This window comes from Actinotalea sp. Marseille-Q4924 (genome assembly GCF_916618755.1).
Lineage (GTDB): Bacteria > Actinomycetota > Actinomycetes > Actinomycetales > Cellulomonadaceae > Actinotalea.
In genome coordinates this window covers 892421-909906 of the sequence record NZ_CAKAKB010000001.1, presented here as the reverse complement: position 1 = coordinate 909906, position 17486 = coordinate 892421, and the positions used below count along the sequence as shown (strand labels likewise).

At 73.8% G+C, this 17486-nt stretch carries 16 protein-coding genes; 7 read left to right on the top strand and 9 right to left on the bottom strand.

The genetic code is table 11. The annotated features are described in order from the left end of the window. Positions 1-181: 181 nt before the first annotated feature. Positions 182-712: an AAA family ATPase gene (locus tag LG379_RS04300; protein ID WP_225753311.1), complete on the bottom strand. Its 531-nt coding sequence runs from the start codon at positions 710-712 to the stop codon at positions 182-184. A gap of 153 nt (positions 713-865) precedes the next feature. Between LG379_RS04300 and LG379_RS04295 the strand changes: the two genes are divergently transcribed. The 3 genes from LG379_RS04295 to LG379_RS04285 all read left to right on the top strand — a co-directional run bounded on the left by LG379_RS04295 (position 866) and on the right by LG379_RS04285 (position 2791). Next, positions 866-1231 carry a hypothetical protein gene (locus LG379_RS04295; protein WP_225753310.1) on the top strand — a complete coding sequence of 122 codons (366 nt, stop codon included), beginning with the start codon at positions 866-868 and terminating at the stop codon, positions 1229-1231. Between the two features lie 175 nt (positions 1232-1406). Continuing rightward, positions 1407-1976 (top strand): RNA polymerase sigma factor, encoded by a 570-nt coding sequence (locus LG379_RS04290; RefSeq protein ID WP_225753309.1) that lies wholly within the window; start codon positions 1407-1409, stop codon positions 1974-1976. Next, positions 1973-2791, top strand: coding sequence for a hypothetical protein (locus LG379_RS04285; RefSeq protein ID WP_225753308.1), 819 nt, complete (start codon positions 1973-1975; stop codon positions 2789-2791). Before LG379_RS04290 ends, LG379_RS04285 begins: the two co-directional genes overlap by 4 nt. A 101-nt stretch (positions 2792-2892) precedes the next feature. Here LG379_RS04285 and larB read toward each other — a convergent pair whose 3' ends face one another. The 6 genes from larB to LG379_RS04255 form a co-directional block, all read right to left on the bottom strand. Then, a complete protein-coding gene (larB, locus tag LG379_RS04280) occupies positions 2893-3582 on the bottom strand; it encodes a nickel pincer cofactor biosynthesis protein LarB (RefSeq protein WP_225753307.1) in 690 nt (229 codons plus the stop codon). Between the two features lie 12 nt (positions 3583-3594). After that, positions 3595-4464, bottom strand: a complete 870-nt coding sequence (larE, locus tag LG379_RS04275; RefSeq protein WP_225753306.1) for an ATP-dependent sacrificial sulfur transferase LarE — start codon at positions 4462-4464, stop codon at positions 3595-3597. Beyond that, on the bottom strand, positions 4461-5897 hold the full coding sequence (gndA, locus tag LG379_RS04270) for an NADP-dependent phosphogluconate dehydrogenase (RefSeq protein ID WP_225753305.1): 1437 nt from the start codon (positions 5895-5897) through the stop codon (positions 4461-4463). Before gndA ends, larE begins: the two co-directional genes overlap by 4 nt. A 103-nt stretch (positions 5898-6000) precedes the next feature. After that, positions 6001-7581, bottom strand: a complete 1581-nt coding sequence (locus LG379_RS04265) for a gluconokinase (RefSeq protein ID WP_225753304.1) — start codon at positions 7579-7581, stop codon at positions 6001-6003. Further along, a complete protein-coding gene (locus LG379_RS04260; RefSeq protein ID WP_225753303.1) occupies positions 7574-8848 on the bottom strand; it encodes an MFS transporter in 1275 nt (424 codons plus the stop codon). The genes LG379_RS04265 and LG379_RS04260 overlap by 8 nt, the downstream gene beginning before the upstream one ends. Then, on the bottom strand, positions 8845-10014 hold the full coding sequence (locus LG379_RS04255; RefSeq protein WP_225753302.1) for a Gfo/Idh/MocA family protein: 1170 nt from the start codon (positions 10012-10014) through the stop codon (positions 8845-8847). The genes LG379_RS04260 and LG379_RS04255 overlap by 4 nt, the downstream gene beginning before the upstream one ends. A 242-nt stretch (positions 10015-10256) precedes the next feature. On the opposite strand from LG379_RS04255, the gene LG379_RS04250 reads away from it, so the two are divergent. The 4 genes from LG379_RS04250 to LG379_RS04235 all read left to right on the top strand — a co-directional run bounded on the left by LG379_RS04250 (position 10257) and on the right by LG379_RS04235 (position 14598). Further along, positions 10257-11084: a sugar phosphate isomerase/epimerase gene (locus tag LG379_RS04250; RefSeq protein WP_225753301.1), complete on the top strand. Its 828-nt coding sequence runs from the start codon at positions 10257-10259 to the stop codon at positions 11082-11084. Then, on the top strand, positions 11081-12148 hold the full coding sequence (locus tag LG379_RS04245; RefSeq protein WP_225753300.1) for a Gfo/Idh/MocA family protein: 1068 nt from the start codon (positions 11081-11083) through the stop codon (positions 12146-12148). Before LG379_RS04250 ends, LG379_RS04245 begins: the two co-directional genes overlap by 4 nt. Positions 12149-12192: 44 nt before the next feature. Beyond that, positions 12193-13053 carry a sugar phosphate isomerase/epimerase gene (locus tag LG379_RS04240; RefSeq protein ID WP_225753299.1) on the top strand — a complete coding sequence of 287 codons (861 nt, stop codon included), beginning with the start codon at positions 12193-12195 and terminating at the stop codon, positions 13051-13053. 84 nt (positions 13054-13137) lie between these two features. Then, complete coding sequence (locus LG379_RS04235; RefSeq protein WP_225753298.1) at positions 13138-14598, top strand: PQQ-binding-like beta-propeller repeat protein; 1461 nt, start codon at positions 13138-13140, stop codon at positions 14596-14598. A 74-nt stretch (positions 14599-14672) separates the two neighbouring features. Here the strand turns inward: LG379_RS04235 and LG379_RS04230 are convergent, their stop codons facing one another. Together LG379_RS04230 and uxaC are read right to left on the bottom strand one after the other, a co-directional pair. Next, positions 14673-16070 (bottom strand): mannitol dehydrogenase family protein, encoded by a 1398-nt coding sequence (locus tag LG379_RS04230; RefSeq protein ID WP_225753297.1) that lies wholly within the window; start codon positions 16068-16070, stop codon positions 14673-14675. After that, entirely contained in the window at positions 16067-17476 is a 1410-nt protein-coding gene (gene uxaC, locus LG379_RS04225) for a glucuronate isomerase (RefSeq protein ID WP_225753296.1), read from the bottom strand. Before uxaC ends, LG379_RS04230 begins: the two co-directional genes overlap by 4 nt. Positions 17477-17486 lie beyond the last annotated feature (10 nt).

Sequence of the window (17486 nt, the reverse complement as noted above, 5' to 3'; positions counted from 1 at the left end):
CCGGGCGAGCGTAGCCGCCCTCGGTCCGGCAGATCCGGGCGAGCGTAGCCGCCCTCGGTCCGGCAGATCCGGGCGAGCGTAGCCGCCCTCGGTCCGGCAGATCCGGGCGAGCGTAGCCGCCCTCGGTCCGGCAGATCCGGGCGAGCGTAGCCGCCCTCGGTCCGGCATGACCGCGCGGTTGTCAGAGTCCCTGGCGTCTGGAGTGGCGCAGCGGGCCGCTCAGCCAGGCGTCCGCCTCGTCGTGACTACGTAGCCGGACGACGATGAACGAGGGGTTCTGGTCGAGCAGATGCGCAACGCGTTCCGCGGTCTTGCGGTGGGTGCGCCACGCCCAGCGCACAATGTGTTCGGAGTCGGTGAAGAACGTCCGGAGGGGCGGCTCGATGTTGCCATTCCAAAGTGGCTCACGGCGCAGCCGACGGGTAAGGGTGCGGTTGGCCACCTGACGCATGACCAGATGCCTGGGTAGGTCGAGCCAGATCATCAGGTCAGCACGCTCAGCGAGGTGCGCCCGCACTGAGCTGTACTGCCACTCCGTGACCCATGCGGGCTCGTTGCTGAAACGGTGGACGTCTTGCTCGAAAGAGGGGCGCGGGCTCCAGGCTGGGCCGTGGAAGAGCGCGTCTATCTCCACGTGCGGCACCTCCAGCACGGTGGCGATTCGGGCCGCCAGCTGCGTCTTGCCTGATCCAGAGGTCCCGGTCACGAGCACGCGCTGAGGTCGATGCCCGAGAGCATCGGAGGGACCCCACAACGGCATACATCCAGCCTACGGTCGACCAGTTGAACACTGGTCTGCCGGCCATCGAGACGACGGATGACGCTTGTTCGCGGCATGAGCGAGGGTGTAAGCCATTATCGGCGCGTGAGCCACATCAGTGATCCGAAGGGTGACCGCGTGCTGGACGTGCCCCGCCCTCTCACGCCTCGAGAGCGCGACGTTCTCGACGCCCTCTTGCACGTCCATCTGCCCGGTGTCGAGCAGCTAAGGGACTCTGTCGAGAGCCTTCTGGTGCACGTCGAGTGGGACTGCTGTCCGAGCATCCAGTTCGTCAGGGCGTTCCGCGAGCACTGGCCGGTGGTCGACGCATCGACAGATGACTTCAGCCGGGACGTCATCCTGTTCGTCGACAGCGACGGTGCGCCGTACTGCCTGCAACTGGTCTTCGGTGAGGGCGATGCGGAGTTGCCGGCGGCGGCGTCGCTGACCGTGAACACCGTCGGTCCGTAAGGCGGCCGTCCCGACGGCGGCAGATCCGGGCGAGCGTAGCCGCCCTCGGTGCGGCAGATCCGGGCGAGCGCAGCCGCCCTCGGTGCGGCATGAGCGGATGGGGCCAGGGCGGACTGCTGCCCATCGTGCGGTCGAGTCGCGACACACTCGCGGGTGTGCCGGACATGGTGGGGGTATGACGCCGACTACGCCGAGCGAGGTAACCTTCAGGCAGGTCTACGCGGCGACCTACGACGACGTGCTGCGGTTCGTGCAGCGTCGTTGTGCTCCTTCGGGTGCGGAGGATGTGGCAGCCGAGGTGTTCCTCGTGGCGTGGCGCCGGGTCGGCGAGCTTCCAGCCAGTGGCGACGAGCAGCGCGCATGGCTGTTCGGCGTCGCCTACAAGGTGCTGGCCAACGGGCATCGCGGTGACCGGCGCCGTCAGGCGTTGGCTGTCCGGATCGCGAGTGCAGCAGTGGGCAGCGGCAACGAGCTTGCGGCCGACGACACGCCGGAACTGGTCGCAGCACGGGTGGACCTGACCCGGGCTTGGCAGCGCTTGAGCGCCGTGCATCAGGAGGCGCTCGCCCTCGCGGTCTGGGACGGACTGACATCGACGCAGGCCGCCGAGGTGCTCGGGATCAGCCCTACAGCGTTCCGTCTCAGGCTGTCCCGTGCCCGCCGCGTCCTGCGCGCGCACCTGTCCATCACGACCCGGTCTGCGCCACTGCGGGCGCTGCCCGGCTTGGAAGGAGTCCGACGATGAGCGCTCCGCACGAGCTCGACACTGTCCTGCGCACCCTGGACCCCGCGGGCCCAGCTCGCCCCGACCTGTCCGCCCGAGCACAGGCGGACCTGGAGCGCATCACCGACACCGGCGCCGCGGCCGTGAACGAACCGCCCACCGTTCGACGGCACGGTCCGCGGCACGCCGCACGGCTGCTGCCGATCGCTGCAGCCGCGGTCGGCGCTGCCGTGTTGTCTCTGTCGCTGCTCGAGTCGCCGCCGAGCGCCTACGCGTCCTGGACCGCGCTTCCCACCGGGGAACCACTCACGACGGACAGCCCCGGCGCCCGCACCTGCACCCAGTGGTGGAGCCAGGACGCCGCCACGGCGAACCTGGAACCAGTGCTTGCCGAGGAGCGCGGCGACTACACGCTGGTGGTCGGCGACGGACCTGGCGGCCTGGAGTCGGCATGCCTCGCCAGAAGTGATCTCACTGGCGCGGTCTCCACTGTGTTCGCCCGCGACGCGAGCGCCCCTGGCCCCGAATCGATCAGCGTCACGATGTACGACACCTCCTCCTACAGCGACCCGTCTTCCGGTCCTGACACCATCGAGGAAGCGCACTCCATCGTCACCGGACGCATCGGCGAGGATGTCATCGGCATCGTCGTCATCACCCCGCAGCAAGGTCCCGTCCAAGCGAGCATCGACCAGGGACGGTTCGCCGCATGGTGGCCTTGGGACAAGGCCGGGACAGCGTCCCCGTACCCCGAGATCTCCTTCGACCTCGAACTCGCCGACGGCACGCGAGTCGAGGGAGTCCCTCTCAACGAGGTCGACACCGTCGGGGGCTGACCTTGGACTGCTCACGGTCATCGGCATGACCGCGCGGTTCGCTGTCCGTCCGTTGGGCGTCGACCCGGGGACGGCGGGAGCCCGGGACAGGACACCGCCGCTCAGACCGGGGCGGCGATCTGCGCGGCGAGGTGGCCGGCGCCGTAGCCGTTGTCGATGTTGACGACCGCGACCCCCGGCGCGCACGCGTTGAGCATCGTGAGCAGGGGCGCGAGCCCACCGAACGCGGCGCCGTAGCCGACGGAGGTGGGCACCGCGATCACCGGCGCGGAGATGAGGCCGGCCACCACGCCCGGCAGGGCGCCGTCCATCCCCGCGGCGACGACGACGGCGCGCGCCTCGCGCAGCACCTCGAGCCGCCCGAGGATCCGGTGCAGCCCGGCGACGCCCACGTCGGTGACGGTCCGGCACTCCCGGCCCAGGTGGCGGGCCGTCAGAGCGGCCTCCCGCGCCACCGGCAGGTCGGACGTCCCGGCGGCGACGACGACGACGAGCCCGCCGGTCGGCTCCGGGGGCTCCCCGGGCCACGCGACGAGCCGGGCTAGCGGGTCGTACGTCGCCCCGGGGAGCTCCTTGAGGAGCACGTCGACCTGGTCCTCGCGGACCCGGGTGAAGAGGGTGCGGGACTCGCGCGCCACGAGCTCACCGGCGATGCCGTGGAGGTGCTCGACGGTCTTGCCGTCGCACAGCACCGCCTCGGCGAGCCCGCGGCGCGCGAGTCGATCGTGGTCGAGGGTCGCGTACTCGGCGAGCTCCTCGGGCGGCGCCCAGCCGCGATGGTCGGCCGTCATGCGGGCAGCCTGTCAGCCATGGCGAGCGCTGACCAAGGGCAGGGTGAAGGCCCCGGACTGGATGCCCGCGAGGTCCACCGCCACGAAGCGGAACCCCGCGGAGCGCACCGCCCGCAGGACCTCCTCGCGCAGGGCCGCGCCGGCGACGGCCGCGACGTCCTCCACCGGGACCTCGAGCCGGGCGACGTCGCCGTGGTGCCGCACCCGCACGTCGCCGAGCCCGAGCCGGCGCAGCGCGGACTCCGCGCGGTCGACCTGGGCCAGCTTCTCGGGGGTGACCTCCTCATGGTGCGGGATGCGCGACGCCAGGCACGGCGACGCCGGCTTGTCGGCGCTCGGCAGCGCGAAGGCACGCGCGAGGCGTCGCACCGCCGCCTTGTCGAGGCCTGCCTCGGCGAGCGGCCGCAGGACGGCGTGCTCCGACGCGGCCCGGCTGCCCGGACGGTCGGGGCGGCGGGCGTCGTCGGCGTTCTCCCCGTAGGCCACGGCGGTGAGGCCGTGCGCCTGCGCGAGCGCGCGGTCGATCGTGGCGAACAGCTCCCGCTTGCAGAAGTAGCAGCGGTCCGGGCCGTTGCGCCGGTAGTCCGGGTCGTCGCCCTCGGCGGTGCGGACCTCCACGACGGGGGCACCGATGACGCGCGCGACGTCGTGGGCCGCCCGCCGCTCGTCGTCGGCGAGGCTCGGGGACACCCCGAGGACGGCCACGACCCGCGCCGCCCCCAGGGCGTGCACCGCCAGCGCGAGCAGCACGGAGGAGTCGACGCCCCCGGAGAACGCCACGCCCAGGCGGCCGGCGCCGACGGCCGCGACGAGCCCCGCCGCGACCCGGTCGACGACGGCGGTGTCGGCCGGCGCGAGGTCGGCCACGTGACCGACGGTCACGCCGTGACCTCGGTCCGGTCGGTGGTCCACTGGGTGTGGAAGGTGCCGGGGCGGTCGGTGCGGCGGTAGGTGTGGGCGCCGAAGTAGTCCCGTTGGGCCTGGATGAGGTTCGCCGGCAGGCGCTGGGCGCGGACCGCGTCGTAGTAGGCCAGGGAGGAGGAGAACGCCGGGGTCGGGACCCCGTTCAACGCCGCGGACGCCACGACCGACCGCCACGCGGGGACCCCGTCGGCGACCGCGGCGGTGAAGTACGGGTCCGCCAGCAGCAACGGCAGGTCCGGGCGGCGCTCGTAGGCCTCGGTGATCCGGTCCAGGAACCTGGCCCGGATGATGCACCCACCCCGCCAGATCCGCGCCATCGCACCCCGGTCGATGTCCCACCCGTACTCCGCGGACGCGGCGGCGATCTGGTCGAACCCCTGGGAGTACGCCACCACCTTGGAGGCGTACAACGCCCGCCGCACGCTCTCCACGAACGCGTCCCGGTCCGGGACCTCCCACGTGCCCGCGTGAGCCGGCAGCACCCCCACCGCGGCCTCGCGCTGCGGGACCGACCCGGACAGGGCCCGGGCGAACGTGGCCTCGGCGATCCCGGTGATCGGGACGCCCAGGTCCAGACCGTTCTGCACCGTCCACCGCCCGGTGCCCTTCTGCTCGGCCTGGTCCAGGACCACGTCCACGAACGCCCCACCGGTCACCGGGTCCGTGTGACCCAGCACCTCCGCGGAGATCTCGATCAGGAACGACTCCAGGTCACCGGTGTTCCACGCCGCGAAGATCTCCCCGATCTCCCCCGCACTGGCCCCCAGGCCCTGGCGCAGCAGGTCGTACGCCTCCACGATCAGCTGCATGTCCGCGTACTCGATACCGTTGTGCACCATCTTCACGAAGTGCCCCGCACCATCCGGACCCACATACGTGCAGCACGGGACCCCGTCCACCTTCGCGGAGATCCGCTCCAGGATCGGCCCCAACGTCTCATAGGACTCCCGCGACCCCCCCGGCATGATCGACGGACCCAGCAGCGCACCCTCCTCACCACCGGACACCCCACTGCCGACGAAGTGCAGTCCGTGCTGCGCCAACGCCGCCTCCCGGCGGATGGTGTCCGGGAAGTGCGCGTTCCCCGCATCGATCACGATGTCCCCGGCCTCCAGCAACGGCACCAGCTCATCGATCACCGCATCCGTCGGCCCACCGGCCTTCACCATCACCACCACCTTGCGGGGGCGTTCCAACGCCGCCACGAACTCCTCCAACGACTCCGCACCCACGAAATCACCCTCAGCACCGTGATCCGCCACCAACGACCGCATCTTGTCCACCGAACGGTTGTGCACCGCCACCGTGAACCCGTTCCGGGCGAAGTTCCGAGCCAGATTCCGACCCATCACCGCCAACCCCGTGACACCGATCTGCGCGCGTGCGGACATGGGTCTGGACCTCCGTGTTCGTGAGCTGGTCCCGCCCAGTCCAGCCGTTCGCGGCGCTGGGGGCAAGCGGTTGCCACGCGTTGCCTCCTGAGGCTCACGGGGCTCACGGGGCGGGGAAGAGCCCCCGGGCCACGTCGAGGGCCGCCAGCAGCTCGCCGGTGCGCGACCGCGTCGCCACCGCCGCGGCGACGAGCTCCGGCTCCGGGTGGACGGGCTGCGACGACGCGAGCGGGTCACGCAGCAGGTCCAGGGCCTCGCCGAGGCCGGCGGCGAGCCCGAGACCGACGAGCCCCACCGCCGCCGCCCCGCGGGCGGTGCCCTCCGCGGCCCCGACGACCGCCATCGGCCTGCCGAGCGCCGCGGTGACGAGGTGCCGCCACAGCGGCGAGCGGAGGGTGCCACCGGTTGCCGTGACGTCCTGCACGGGGTGGACGGCGTCGACGCGGCTCGCGATGAGACCGAGCTGCATCGCCACGCCCTCCAGCGCGGCACGCGCCAGGTGCGCAGCGGTGTGGCGGCGGCGCAGCCCCAGGTAGGCGCCGGTGAGGTCGGCGTCCCACAGCGGCGACCGCTCCGGCAGGAGGTACGGGAGCATCACGAGCCCGTCGGACCCCGGGGGCGCCGTCGCGGCGAGGGCGAGGACGGCGGCGTCGCTGACGGTGGGGTCGCCCGTGCCGTCACCGGTGCCGCCGGGCGAGCCCTGCCCCATCAGGGTCCGCCCGACCCACCGCGCGACGATCCCGCCGTTGCTCACCGCGCCCCCGACGACCCACGACCCCTCGTCGAGCGCGTAGCAGAACAGGGCGGGGTCAAGGTCGCGGGGCGGCTCGGTCACGACCATGCGGACCGCGCCGGACGTGCCCAGCGAGAGGGCGAGCGAGCAGGGCGCGACCGCCCCGGTCCCGACGTTGCCCAAAGGGCCGTCCGCTGCGCCGAGCACCACGGGGGTGCCGGCCCGCAAGCCGGTCGACGACGCCGCGGCGGCGCTGAGGGGCAGCGCATGGGTGGGCGGCAGGACCGGGGGCAGCCGGTCGGACGACACCCCGGCGATCTGGAGGGCGAGGGGGCTCCAGCGCCCCGTGGCCATGTCGAGCATGCCGGAGCCGGACGCGGACGACAGGTCCGTCACGGCGACGCCGGTGAGCGCCGCGACGACGAGCGCCTTGAGGTCCAGCCACCGGGTCACGCGGCCCGTGCCGGCCGCCTCGTGCCGGCGCAGCCAGGCGAGCTTGACCAGCGGCGACATCGGGTGCACGGGCGTACCCGTCACCCTGTGCAGCTCCGCCGCGACACCGTCCGCGCGCAGCTCCGCCACGACGCCCGCGGCACGCCCGTCGGCCCATGTGAGCAGCGGCGTCACCCGGGCGCCGTCGGCCGCGACGCCCACGAGGCCGTGCATCGCGGTGCTGAGCGAGACGCCGACGACGGCGTCGCGGCCGACGACGGCGACGCAGCGCGCGACCGCGGAGAGCACGGCCGCGACGAGCACGGCCGGGTCCTGCACCTGGTGGCCGGGCGCGGGCTCGAGCAGCGGGTACTCGCACACCTCGACGTGCCGGGTCGGTCCGTCCAGGCCGAAGGCCGCGACCTTCACGCCGGTCGTCCCGACGTCCACGCCGAGGAGCACCCCCATGCCGGCGCGGGTCCCGGCGGCGCGGCCGGGCCCGGCAAGGAGGTCAGTCATGGCGCACCGCCAGCAGCGGCTCGCGCCCCGCCGTCGGAGCTGCCTCCGTCGTCACCGCGGAGCGCGTGAGCGTCACGGGCGGGCGCGCGAGGCGTCCGTGCAGCAGGTGGTACTGCAGGCCGGCGAGGAGCAGGAGGCCCGCGAGGCCCAGGTACATCGGCCCGTACCCCACGCCGGCGACGACGAGGCCGAGGACGAGTGGCGCCGCCCCCGTGCCGAGGTCGAGGAGGAGGAAGAAGGTCGACGTGGCGACGCCCACGCGGGCCGGCTCCACGAGGGAGACCGCGACGGCCTGGGCTGAGCTCTGCAGCGTGCCCATGCCGAGCCCGAAGCACGCGGCGGCGACGAGGAGCGCCGTCGGCGTGGTCGCCACGGCGAGCAGCACAGCCCCGGCCGCCATGGAGACGAACGCGGGGTAGAGCACGACGTTCTCGCCGCGCCGGTCGTGCAGCCGGCCGGCCAGGGGTCGGGAGACGACGGCCGCCGCCGCGTGCACGAGGAAGAACAGGGACGCGGCGGCGGTCAGGCCGCGCTCGTCCGCGTAGGGGCCCAGGTAGGTCAGGACGCCGGCGAAGGCCGCGCCGACGAGGAGCATCACCGAGGCGATCGGGACGACCCGCACCTCGACCAGCCGCCGGGGCGTCCACGCGCTGCCCGCGGCCGGCGGCATCCGTCCGGGACCGCGCACCGGCAGGGCCAGGAGGAGCGCCAGCGCGGACACCGCGGCCGCGAGCCAGAACACCGCCTCGTGGCCGGCGGTGCGACCCAGCGTCAGGGCGACGAGCGGACCCAGGGCCGCACCGACGTTGCTGCCCGCGGAGAAGTAGCCGGTGCCCTCCGCCCGCCGGGTGGCCGGGAGCGCCGTCATGACGGTGGTCGTCACGGCCGTGTGCGCGATCCCCATGCCCATGCCGTGGACGACGCGGACGAGGAGCAGCAGCTCGACCCGGTCGGCCGGCAGGTACGCCAGCCCCGCGAGGAGGTACAGCGCCAGGCCTCCGAGCAGGACCGGCCGCGTGCCGAGCCGGGCGACGAGCGGACCGGCGACCGGTCGCGCCAGCAGCGCCCCGAGGACGAACAGCCCGACCGCGGCTCCGGCCACGCCGTCCGACGCGCCGAGGCGCTCCCCGGCGTACCCGGCCATGACGACGGTGAGCAGGAAGAACACGAACGCCACGCACATGCTGACAGCGGTCGCGAGCACGACGTCGCGGGTCCAGATCCGCTCGCCGCGCCCGTCGTGCGGACCGGGGCGACGGCGGTTCACGGGGTGCGCTCGGGGAACCGGCCCTCGTCGCGGATGCGCTCGTTGAGGAGCCGCAGGTACTCGGCGTCGTCGAACGCGAGCGGGACACGCTCCCCGGTCCAGGCGGACAGGTGGATCGCGTTCGCGAGGCGCACGCCGTGGATGCCGTCGGCGCCGGGGGCCACGAGGGGGACGCCGTGCAGGACGCTCTGCGCGAAGTTCTCCAGGACGTCGGCGTGCTGCCGGCCGAACGGCGACTCGAACTCCAGCACCTCCTGGGTGTACAGGGTCGAGAGGTCGACCTCGCCCTTGAAGAGGCGGACGACGTCGTCCATGCCCATCGTGGCGCTGAGCTCGGCCTCGGGCCGGCGCAGGCGGGTGACCGTCGCGCGGCGGCTGTCCTCCACCACGATCTTGCCCTGGTCCCCGAGGATCTCGAGGCGGTCGGTGCCGGAGATGTCGTACGTGCAGGTCACGAAGACCCCGGTCCCGCCGTCGGGGAAGTCGACGAGGGCGGTGACCTCGTTCTCGACGGCGATGTCCCGGTTGACGCCGTAGGACAGGCGGGCGTCGACCGCCGTCGGCACGCCGCAGATCCACTGCCACAGGTCGAGCTGGTGGGGGGCCTGGTTGACCAGCACGCCGCCGCCTTCGCCACCCCAGGTGGCGCGCCAGTCGCTGGAGTCGTAGTAGCCCTGGGGCCGCCACCAGGTCGTGATGGTCCACGTGCTGCGCAGCACCCGGCCGATCTCACCGCGCGCGACGATGTCGTGCAGCTCGCGGAACAGCGGGTTCATGCGCTGGTTGAACATGATCGCGAAGGTCGTGTCGGGGTGCTGCTGCGCCACGTCGAGCAGCTCCTGCACCTGGGCGGTGTAGACGCCGGCGGGCTTCTCGACGAGGGCGTGGACGCCGCGGCGCAGCGCCGTGATGCCCATCTCCGGGTGCAGGTAGTGCGGGACCGTGGTGACGACCGCGTCGACGTCGCCGCTGTCGAGCAGCGACTCGTAGTCCTCGTGCACCGGGACGCCCGGGTGCGCCGCGGCGGCGGCCGCGCGCCGCTCGGGGTCGATGTCGCAGATCGCGCCGAGCTCCACGTGCGGGGTCATCCCCTGGGCGATGAGCGAGGCGTAGAACCCGCCCTGCTGCCCGAACCCGACGATCCCCAGCCGCACCGTTCCCGACATCACTGATCCTCTCGCGACGCTCCCGGGCCGGATGGTGCCGGCCCGCCGACGCCGAGCGCCGACAGTCGTCACGGTCACACGACCGGGCCCACGGGCGGCAGCGGTTGCCCCCAGTTGCCACGGACCCGGCCACCGCGCTGCAACAGACGGCAACCGGTGGCCTCGTCGTCCTGGCGCTGCCTAGCGTCGGAGCGCCCGCGGTGAGTCGCACCGCACGGCTGCGACGGAGGTGCAGGACGCTCATGTGGACCCTCTCGGGCTTCGCCGACGAGATCGACGCCGACCTGGCCACGCAGTGCGCCGTGCTGACCGAGCTGGGGCTGACGCACCTGGAGCTGCGGTCGGCGTGGGGCGTGAACGTGCTCGACCTCGACGACGCCCAGGTCGACCGCGCCGCCGCCGTGCTGCAGGACCACGGCCTGGCGGTCTCCTCGATCGGCTCCCCCATCGGCAAGATCCAGGTCGACGACCCCTTCGACCCGCACCTGGTGCGGATGGACCGGGCCCTGGACGTCGCCGAGCGCCTCGGAGCGCCGTACATCCGCATCTTCTCGTTCTTCCTCCGGCCCGAGCACAGCCCCGACGCGGTGCGTGACGAGGTCGTCCGCCGCATGGCGGCCCTGGCCGACCGGGCCCGCGAGCGCGACGTCGTGCTCCTGCACGAGAACGAGAAGGCGATCTTCGGGGACGTCCCCGAGCGCGTCCTCGACCTCGTGACGGCGGTCGACTCCCCCGCCCTGCGGCTCGCGTGGGACCCGGCGAACTTCGTGCAGGTGGGCGTCGACCCGTTCCCCGAGGCGTACGCGATGCTGCGCCCCTACGTGGACTACATCCAGATCAAGGACGCCCTGCACGGTTCAGGCAAGGTCGTCGTCGCCGGCGAGGGCGACGGCCGCATCCCCGCCACGGTCCGCGCGCTGCGCGAGGACGGGTACGACGGGTTCTTCTCGATGGAGCCGCACCTCGCCGAGGCGCACCACCTGGGCGGCTTCTCCGGACCCGACGGCTTCCGGCGCGCGACCCGCGCCTTCATGGCGATCCTGGACGCCGAAGGGGTGACGTACCGGTGACGTCGCGGCGGCTGCGCGCGGCGATCGTGGGCTGCGGCACCATCGCGCCGACCCACGCGCGTGCCCTCCTCGCCCTGGCGGACGACGTCGAGCTCGTCGCCTGCTCCGACGTCGTGCCGGAGCGGGCCGCTGCTCTGGCGGACGCCTTCGGGATCGAGGCCCGCCCGTACGCCGACGTGCTCGCGGACCCCACGATCGACCTCGTGAGCGTGTGCACCCCGAGCGGTCTGCACGCCGAGGTCGGCGTGCCGGCGCTGCTGGCGGGCAAGCACGTCGTCGTCGAGAAGCCCATGGAGGTCACCGAGGAGGCCTGCGACCGGCTGCTCGCCGCGCAGCGCACCTCGGGCACGCACCTCGCGGTCATCTCCCAGCACCGGTTCGACGACGGCACCCGCCGGCTGCGCGAGGTGCTCGCCTCGGGCGCCCTCGGTCGGGTCGTCGCGGCGGACTGCCGCGTGCCGTGGCACCGCACCCAGGAGTACTACGACGCCGAGGCCTGGCGCGGCACGTGGGCCCTGGACGGCGGCGGCGCACTCATCAACCAGGGCATCCACACCGTCGACCTGCTGCTGTGGGCCTGCGGACCGGCGGTGTCGGTCGACGGCGCCATCGCGACCGTCGCGCACGAGGTCGAGGTCGAGGACGTCGCCTCCGCCGCCATCACCTTCGCGGGCGGCACGCTGGCCACGCTCATGGCGTCCACGGCGACCGCCCCGGGGCTGCCGGCGCGCCTGGCGCTCCACGGCACCGACGGCGCCGTCGTCCTCGAGGGCGACTGCGTCACCCTGCTCGCCGTCCGTGGGCAGGACGTCCAGCAGGGGCAGCCGACGACGGACGCGCTGCAGGTCGCCACCGGCGGCACCCGCTCCGCGGAGCGCGGGGTGACGGACGGCTCCGAGGCGACCGCATGGGGTGAGGCCCACCGCCGGCAGCTGCTCGACCTCGTCCACGCGGTCCGCGAGGACCGGCCGCCGCTCGTCGACGGCGAGGCGGGCCGCGCCGCCGTCGGCCTCGTGCGGGCCGTGTACCGCTCCGCCCGCGAGGGCACCCGCATCACGCTCTGACCCGACCGCCGGACCCGGCGTCGACCGACCCAGGAGGAGAACCCGTGGCACGCATCGGCGTCCAGACCAGCACCGTCAAGGGCGCGTTCGCCCAGCTCGGACCGTACGAGGCCCTGCGCCGCATCGCCGGCCTCGGCTACCGGTCGGTCGAGCTCTCGCAGGTCCCGATGACGACGGAGAGCGTGGCCGAGATCCGCCGCGGTCTGGACGACCACGGCGTGGAGGTGGCAGCGCTGTCCGCCATGCTCACGGCACCCAAGGGGCTGGCCGTCGACACCCTGGCCGAGGACCTCGACAAGATCGTCGAGGACTGCCGCACGCTCGGCACCACGATGGTCCGCATCGGGATGCTGCCCCTGGATGCCCTGGTCACCCCCGGCGGGGTCGCGGGCTTCGCCGCGAGCGCCACCACCTACGCCGAGCGCCTCGCCCAGGAAGGCATCGACCTCTACTACCACAACCACCACGTGGAGTTCGCCCGCGTGGACGGCCGCTCGATCCTCGACGTCATCGCGGAGCAGGCGCCCTCGCTCGGTCTGGAGCTGGACGTCCACTGGGTCCACCGCGGCGGCCACGACCCCGTCGGCGTGCTGCGCCGGTACGCCGGGCGCGCCCGGCTGGTGCACCTCAAGGACTACCGCATCGGGCCGCTGGACCCGTCCGCGCTCGACCTGCTCGCCGCGGGCGACGGTGCCGGGTTCCAGTCCGCGTTCTACGGCGTCGTGCAGTTCGCCGAGGTGGGCGAGGGCACCCTGCCGTGGCGGGAGATCGTGGACACCGCGCTCGCCGGTGGGGCGGAGCACCTGCTCGTCGAGCAGGACGACACCTACGGGCGCGACCCGTTCGACTCCCTCGCGATGTCCCGCGACCACCTGCAGGAGCTCGGGTACGGCCACCTGTTCTGACCGGACGGGGGCGCTGCACCGCGACCCCGACGGGACGGGCGGCGGGCGGATCCTTCCGGCCGGGACCGGAGTACCGTGGCAGAGGTGTCGCGCGACGACCGCATGCGTGATGTCGAGCTCGTGGACGGTGACGTCCCGACCTACCACGGGGCGACGAGGCTGCACGGGAACGGTCGCCCGGGCGGTGGGCCCGGAACGACGTCACAGGCGCGCCGTCGGTGGCTGACCGCCGCGGGGCTCGGCCTGCTGCTGGCCGTGGCGGTGCTGGCCGACGGCATCCAGGACCGCGGTCGGGCGGCCCGCCTCGCGTCCCTGGAGGGCGTGCTCGAGCCGCTGGACGGGTCGTTGCGCGAGGTGTGGACGCAGCCGGGAGGCTGGCAGCATCCGGCGGTGCACGGACCCGACCTCATGGTCAGCCTCTTCCCCCGCGGGGACGCCTTCCGGCTCGTCGCGAACGACCTCGTGACCGGGCAGCAGCGCTGGGACGTCGCGCTGCCGGACGTCCACACCTTCGGGGCCGTGAGCTGCCTGGCCCTGGGACCAGAGGTGGCCGCGCCGACCGGGCCGAGCACGCACGTCGCCTGCCGCCTGGCCGCCACCGCGTCGTCCGCCACGCGCCTGCTCGTGCTCGACGCGCACACCGGGGAGACGGTCGGCGAGCGCGACCTCGACGACCCGTTCGGCACCGTGACGGCGCTCGGCGCCGACGTCGCGCTGGCGACGGTCGCCGACGACCGGCGCATGGAGGTCAGGCGCGAGGACGCGCTGACCGGCCGTGTCCGGTGGACGACCGTGAGCGAGCACCCCCTGCCGGGCAGCGTGTCCAGACGGCTGCTGCACCCGCCGGCGCTCAAGGTCGAGCACGGCGTCGTCGTGGTCACCGGCCCGACGGCGATCGCCCTGTCCCCGACCGGAGAGCTCCTCGGGGAGTGGCCCGCGGAGGAGCTCGAGAGCGCCGCCGGACCGGTCGAGGTCACCGTCCTCGCGGACGGCAGGTTCGTCGCGGGCAGCACGAGGGCCGACCCCGACGTCCCGTACGGCAGCGTGTCGGGCTCCGATCGCCGGGACGGCTTCGCGGTCGACGGTCCGCCGCTCTACCTGGCCGTCGACGACGGCTCGGCCCCGGGCACGCTGCTCACCGCCCCGGGCACCGGCGAGATCGTCGCGCTGGACGCCCGGACCGGCGAGACCCGGTGGACCGCGGCGGCGACGCCGCTGAGCGGAGCGGTGCTGCTGGACCACCGACTGATCACCACCGACGGGAGCGACCTCATCGCCCTCGACGTCAGCACCGGCGAGCGGCTGTGGACGGCTGCGGGTGGCGTCCGGGCCGACCACGACCTGACCGTCGACGGTCTGCTCACCGATGGTGACGTCGTCATCGTCCCGACCGCGGACATCCGGGGCCCGATGCTCACGGCGGTCGACGTGGTCGACGGAGAGCTCCGCTGGACGGCTGCCGGGCCACGCGACGTCGTGGCGTACTTCGAGATCGGCCGCAGGCTCATCGCCCTCCAGCCTGAGCTCATGACCCGGCTCGGATGATCGGCAGGGCCGGGTCTCCCGCGGGATGACCCGGCCCTCACCGAGGCAGCCGGTCGCGGCGTGCCGACCTGCGCTCAGCCGGCCTCGGTCGCCCGCACCAGCTCGGTGACCGCCTCGACGACCGGACGGTCGTCGGCGACGTCCTGGCCGAGCACCGTGAGCACGCGGAGAACAGCCTCCTCGGCCGGGCCCGCCGCGAGCGCGACCAGCTCCTCGCGGCGCACGTCGGTCACCGGGACGCCCGCACCACGCAGGTGCGCGATCCACGCGGCGAGCACCCGCAGCGCTCCGCCGGGCAGTCGCCCCGCCGCCCGCTCGGCGCGCAGGACCGGCAGGATCCGCACGGGCAGCTTCTGCGAGCCGTCCCCGGCGATCTGCGCGAGCACGTGCCGGATCTCCGCGTTGCCGAAGCGCGCCAGCAGGGCCTCGCGGTAGTCCGCCAGCTCGCCGGGTGGGAGGGGCAGGTGCCACGCCGCCTCGTCCCACCACTCCTCGACCCAGCCGCGCACGACGGGGTCGGCGACCGCCTCGGCCACGGTGCGGTGCCCGACGACGCCCCCGGCGTAGGCCAGGAGCGAGTGGGCTCCGTTGAGCAGCCACAGCTTGCGCTGCTCGAAGGGCGCGACGTCGTCGACGAACCGCGCACCGGCGTCCTCCCAGCGCGGCCGTCCGCGCGGGAAGTGGCCCTGGACGACCCACTCGGAGAACGGCTCGGTCGGGACGGGGGCCTCGTCCAGGACGCCCGTGAGCGCCCGGACGGTCGCCCGGTCCTCGTCCGTCGTCGCCGGCGTGATCCGGTCCACCATCGTGCTGGCGACGACGACGTTCTCCGCGACCCAGTCCGCCAGGCCCGGGTCCACGAGCGCGACGAGGTCCTCCAGGACAGCCTGCAGCGCGGGGCCGTTGTGCGGGAGGTTGTCGCAGGGCAGGAGCGTCACCGCGCCCGCGTCCGCCGCCCGCCGCGCCAGGAAGCCCGCGACGAGGCGCGCCGGGCCCGTCGTCACCGGTGCGGCGGGGTCCGCGCGCAGCGCGGCGACGTCGGCGACCACGTCCGCCCGCCCCGCGTCGAGTCGACCGTCGGGGCCGCGCAGGTAGCCGGCCTCGGTGATCGTCAGGCTGACCACCGCGAGGCGGGGGTCCCGCCAGTAGCCCAGCCAGGCGTCGTGGTCGGACGAGGCGTGCACCGCGGACAGGCTGGACACCACCGCGGCCTGCGGCCCGTCGGGCGTGCGGGTCACGAGGGTGTAGAGCCCGTCCTGGGCGCCGAGCACCTCGGCCATCCGCGGCGACCGGCCCGTGAAGGCGGCGATGCCCCAGTGGTCGCGGTCAGGAGCCGCCTCCGTGTACCAGGCCTGGTGGGCACGGAAGAAGTTGCCCAGGCCGAGGTGCACGATGCGGACCGGCGCGGTGGGCCGGCCGAGGCCCGCGGCACGGGACAGGCGCACGGCGGGGCGGGTGTCGGAGGTGGTCACAGTCGGAACGCTCGCTTCGGGTTCGTGAGGACGAGGTCGTGGGCGGTCTCGACGGCCTCGTCCGCCGTGAGGCGGTGCTCGGCCACGAGACGGGCGAGGAACCCGGCGTCGACGCGACGGCTGACGTCGTGCCGTGCCGGGATGGACAGGAAGGCGCGGGTGTCGTCGATGAAGCCCGAGGTCCGGGTGAACCCGGCGGTCTCGGTCACGGCGGCCCGGTAGCGCTGCATGGCGTCGGGGGCGTCGATGAACCACCACGGCGCACCGACGTAGACGGACGGGTAGAAGCCCGCCAGCGGCGCGAGCTCCCGCGAGTAGACGGTCTCGTCCAGGGTGAACAGCACGAGCTGGAAGCCGGGGTGGGTGCCGAAGGCCTCGAGCATCGGGCGCAGCGCCTGCGTGAACTCGACCTGGAGCGGGATGTCCGCGCCGACGTCGGCCCCGTACGAGCGGTGGGTCGGGCCGTGGTGGTTGCGCAGCACGGCCGGGTGGAGCGTCATGACCAGGCCGTCGTCGGCGGCCATGCGTGCCATCTGGAAGAGCAGGTCGCGCCGCAGGACGTCGCCCTCCTCCGCGGAGATGTCGCCCTTGCGGGCACGGAGGTAGAGCTCCTCGGCGACCGAGCGCTCCAGGGGCTCGGCCCGCACGTCGCGGTGCGAGTGGTCCGTCGACGTCGCGCCGTGGGCCCGGAAGTGCGCGCGGCGCAGCTCCATCGCCTCGACCCAGCCGCCGTAGGTGTCGACGTCGGTGCCGGCCGTGCGGCCGAGGGTGTCGACGGCGGCGTTCCAGCCCTCAGCCGCGGGCTCGAGGTACCGGTCGGGGCGGAACGTGGGGATGACGCGGCCGGTCCAGGCCGGGTCCTCCGCGAGGCGGCGGTGGTCGGCGAGGTCGTCGCACGGGTCGTCGGTCGTCGCGAGCACCTCGATGTCGAAGCGCTCGTAGAGCGCACGGGCGCGGAAGGCCGGCTCCGCGAGCTGGGCCGCGATGCGGTCGTAGATCGCGTCCGCGGTGTGCGCGGAGGGGACGACGTCGACGCCGAAGACCTCGACCAGCTCGGCCTCGAGCCAGGTGCGGACCACCGTGCCGCGGTAGACGTCCCAGTGCGCGCAGAGCGCGCGGAAGGCGGCGCGGCTCGCGTCGGCGTCCATGTCGTCGCGGCCCACGCCGAGGTCGTCCAGGCGGACCCCCTGTGCGTGCAGCAGCCGGGTCACGTAGTGGTCCGGCGTGATGAGCAGGGACGTCGGGTCCTCGAACGCCACGTCGTCGGCGAGCCAGCGCGCCGGCACGTGCCCGTGCGGGGACACGATCGGCAGGTCCTTCACCGCCGTGTAGATCTCGCGTGCGACGTCCCGGACGCCGGGCTCGGTCGGCAGGAGGCGGTCGGGGTGGAGGCGGAGCTGAACCATGTCGCCATCG

What these genes read in the sequence shown, in the direction of transcription:
- LG379_RS04290 (WP_225753309.1), top strand. Translation starts at nt 1,407, where the DNA reads ATGACGCCGACTACGCCGAGCGAGGTAACCTTCAGGCAGGTCTACGCG.
- LG379_RS04285 (WP_225753308.1), top strand. Translation starts at nt 1,973, where the DNA reads ATGAGCGCTCCGCACGAGCTCGACACTGTCCTGCGCACCCTGGACCCC.
- larB (WP_225753307.1), bottom strand. Translation starts at nt 3,582, where the DNA reads ATGACGGCCGACCATCGCGGCTGGGCGCCGCCCGAGGAGCTCGCCGAG.
- gndA (WP_225753305.1), bottom strand. Translation starts at nt 5,897, where the DNA reads ATGTCCGCACGCGCGCAGATCGGTGTCACGGGGTTGGCGGTGATGGGT.
- LG379_RS04265 (WP_225753304.1), bottom strand. Translation starts at nt 7,581, where the DNA reads ATGACTGACCTCCTTGCCGGGCCCGGCCGCGCCGCCGGGACCCGCGCC.
- LG379_RS04255 (WP_225753302.1), bottom strand. Translation starts at nt 10,014, where the DNA reads ATGTCGGGAACGGTGCGGCTGGGGATCGTCGGGTTCGGGCAGCAGGGC.
- LG379_RS04250 (WP_225753301.1), top strand. Translation starts at nt 10,257, where the DNA reads ATGTGGACCCTCTCGGGCTTCGCCGACGAGATCGACGCCGACCTGGCC.
- uxaC (WP_225753296.1), bottom strand. Translation starts at nt 17,476, where the DNA reads ATGGTTCAGCTCCGCCTCCACCCCGACCGCCTCCTGCCGACCGAGCCC.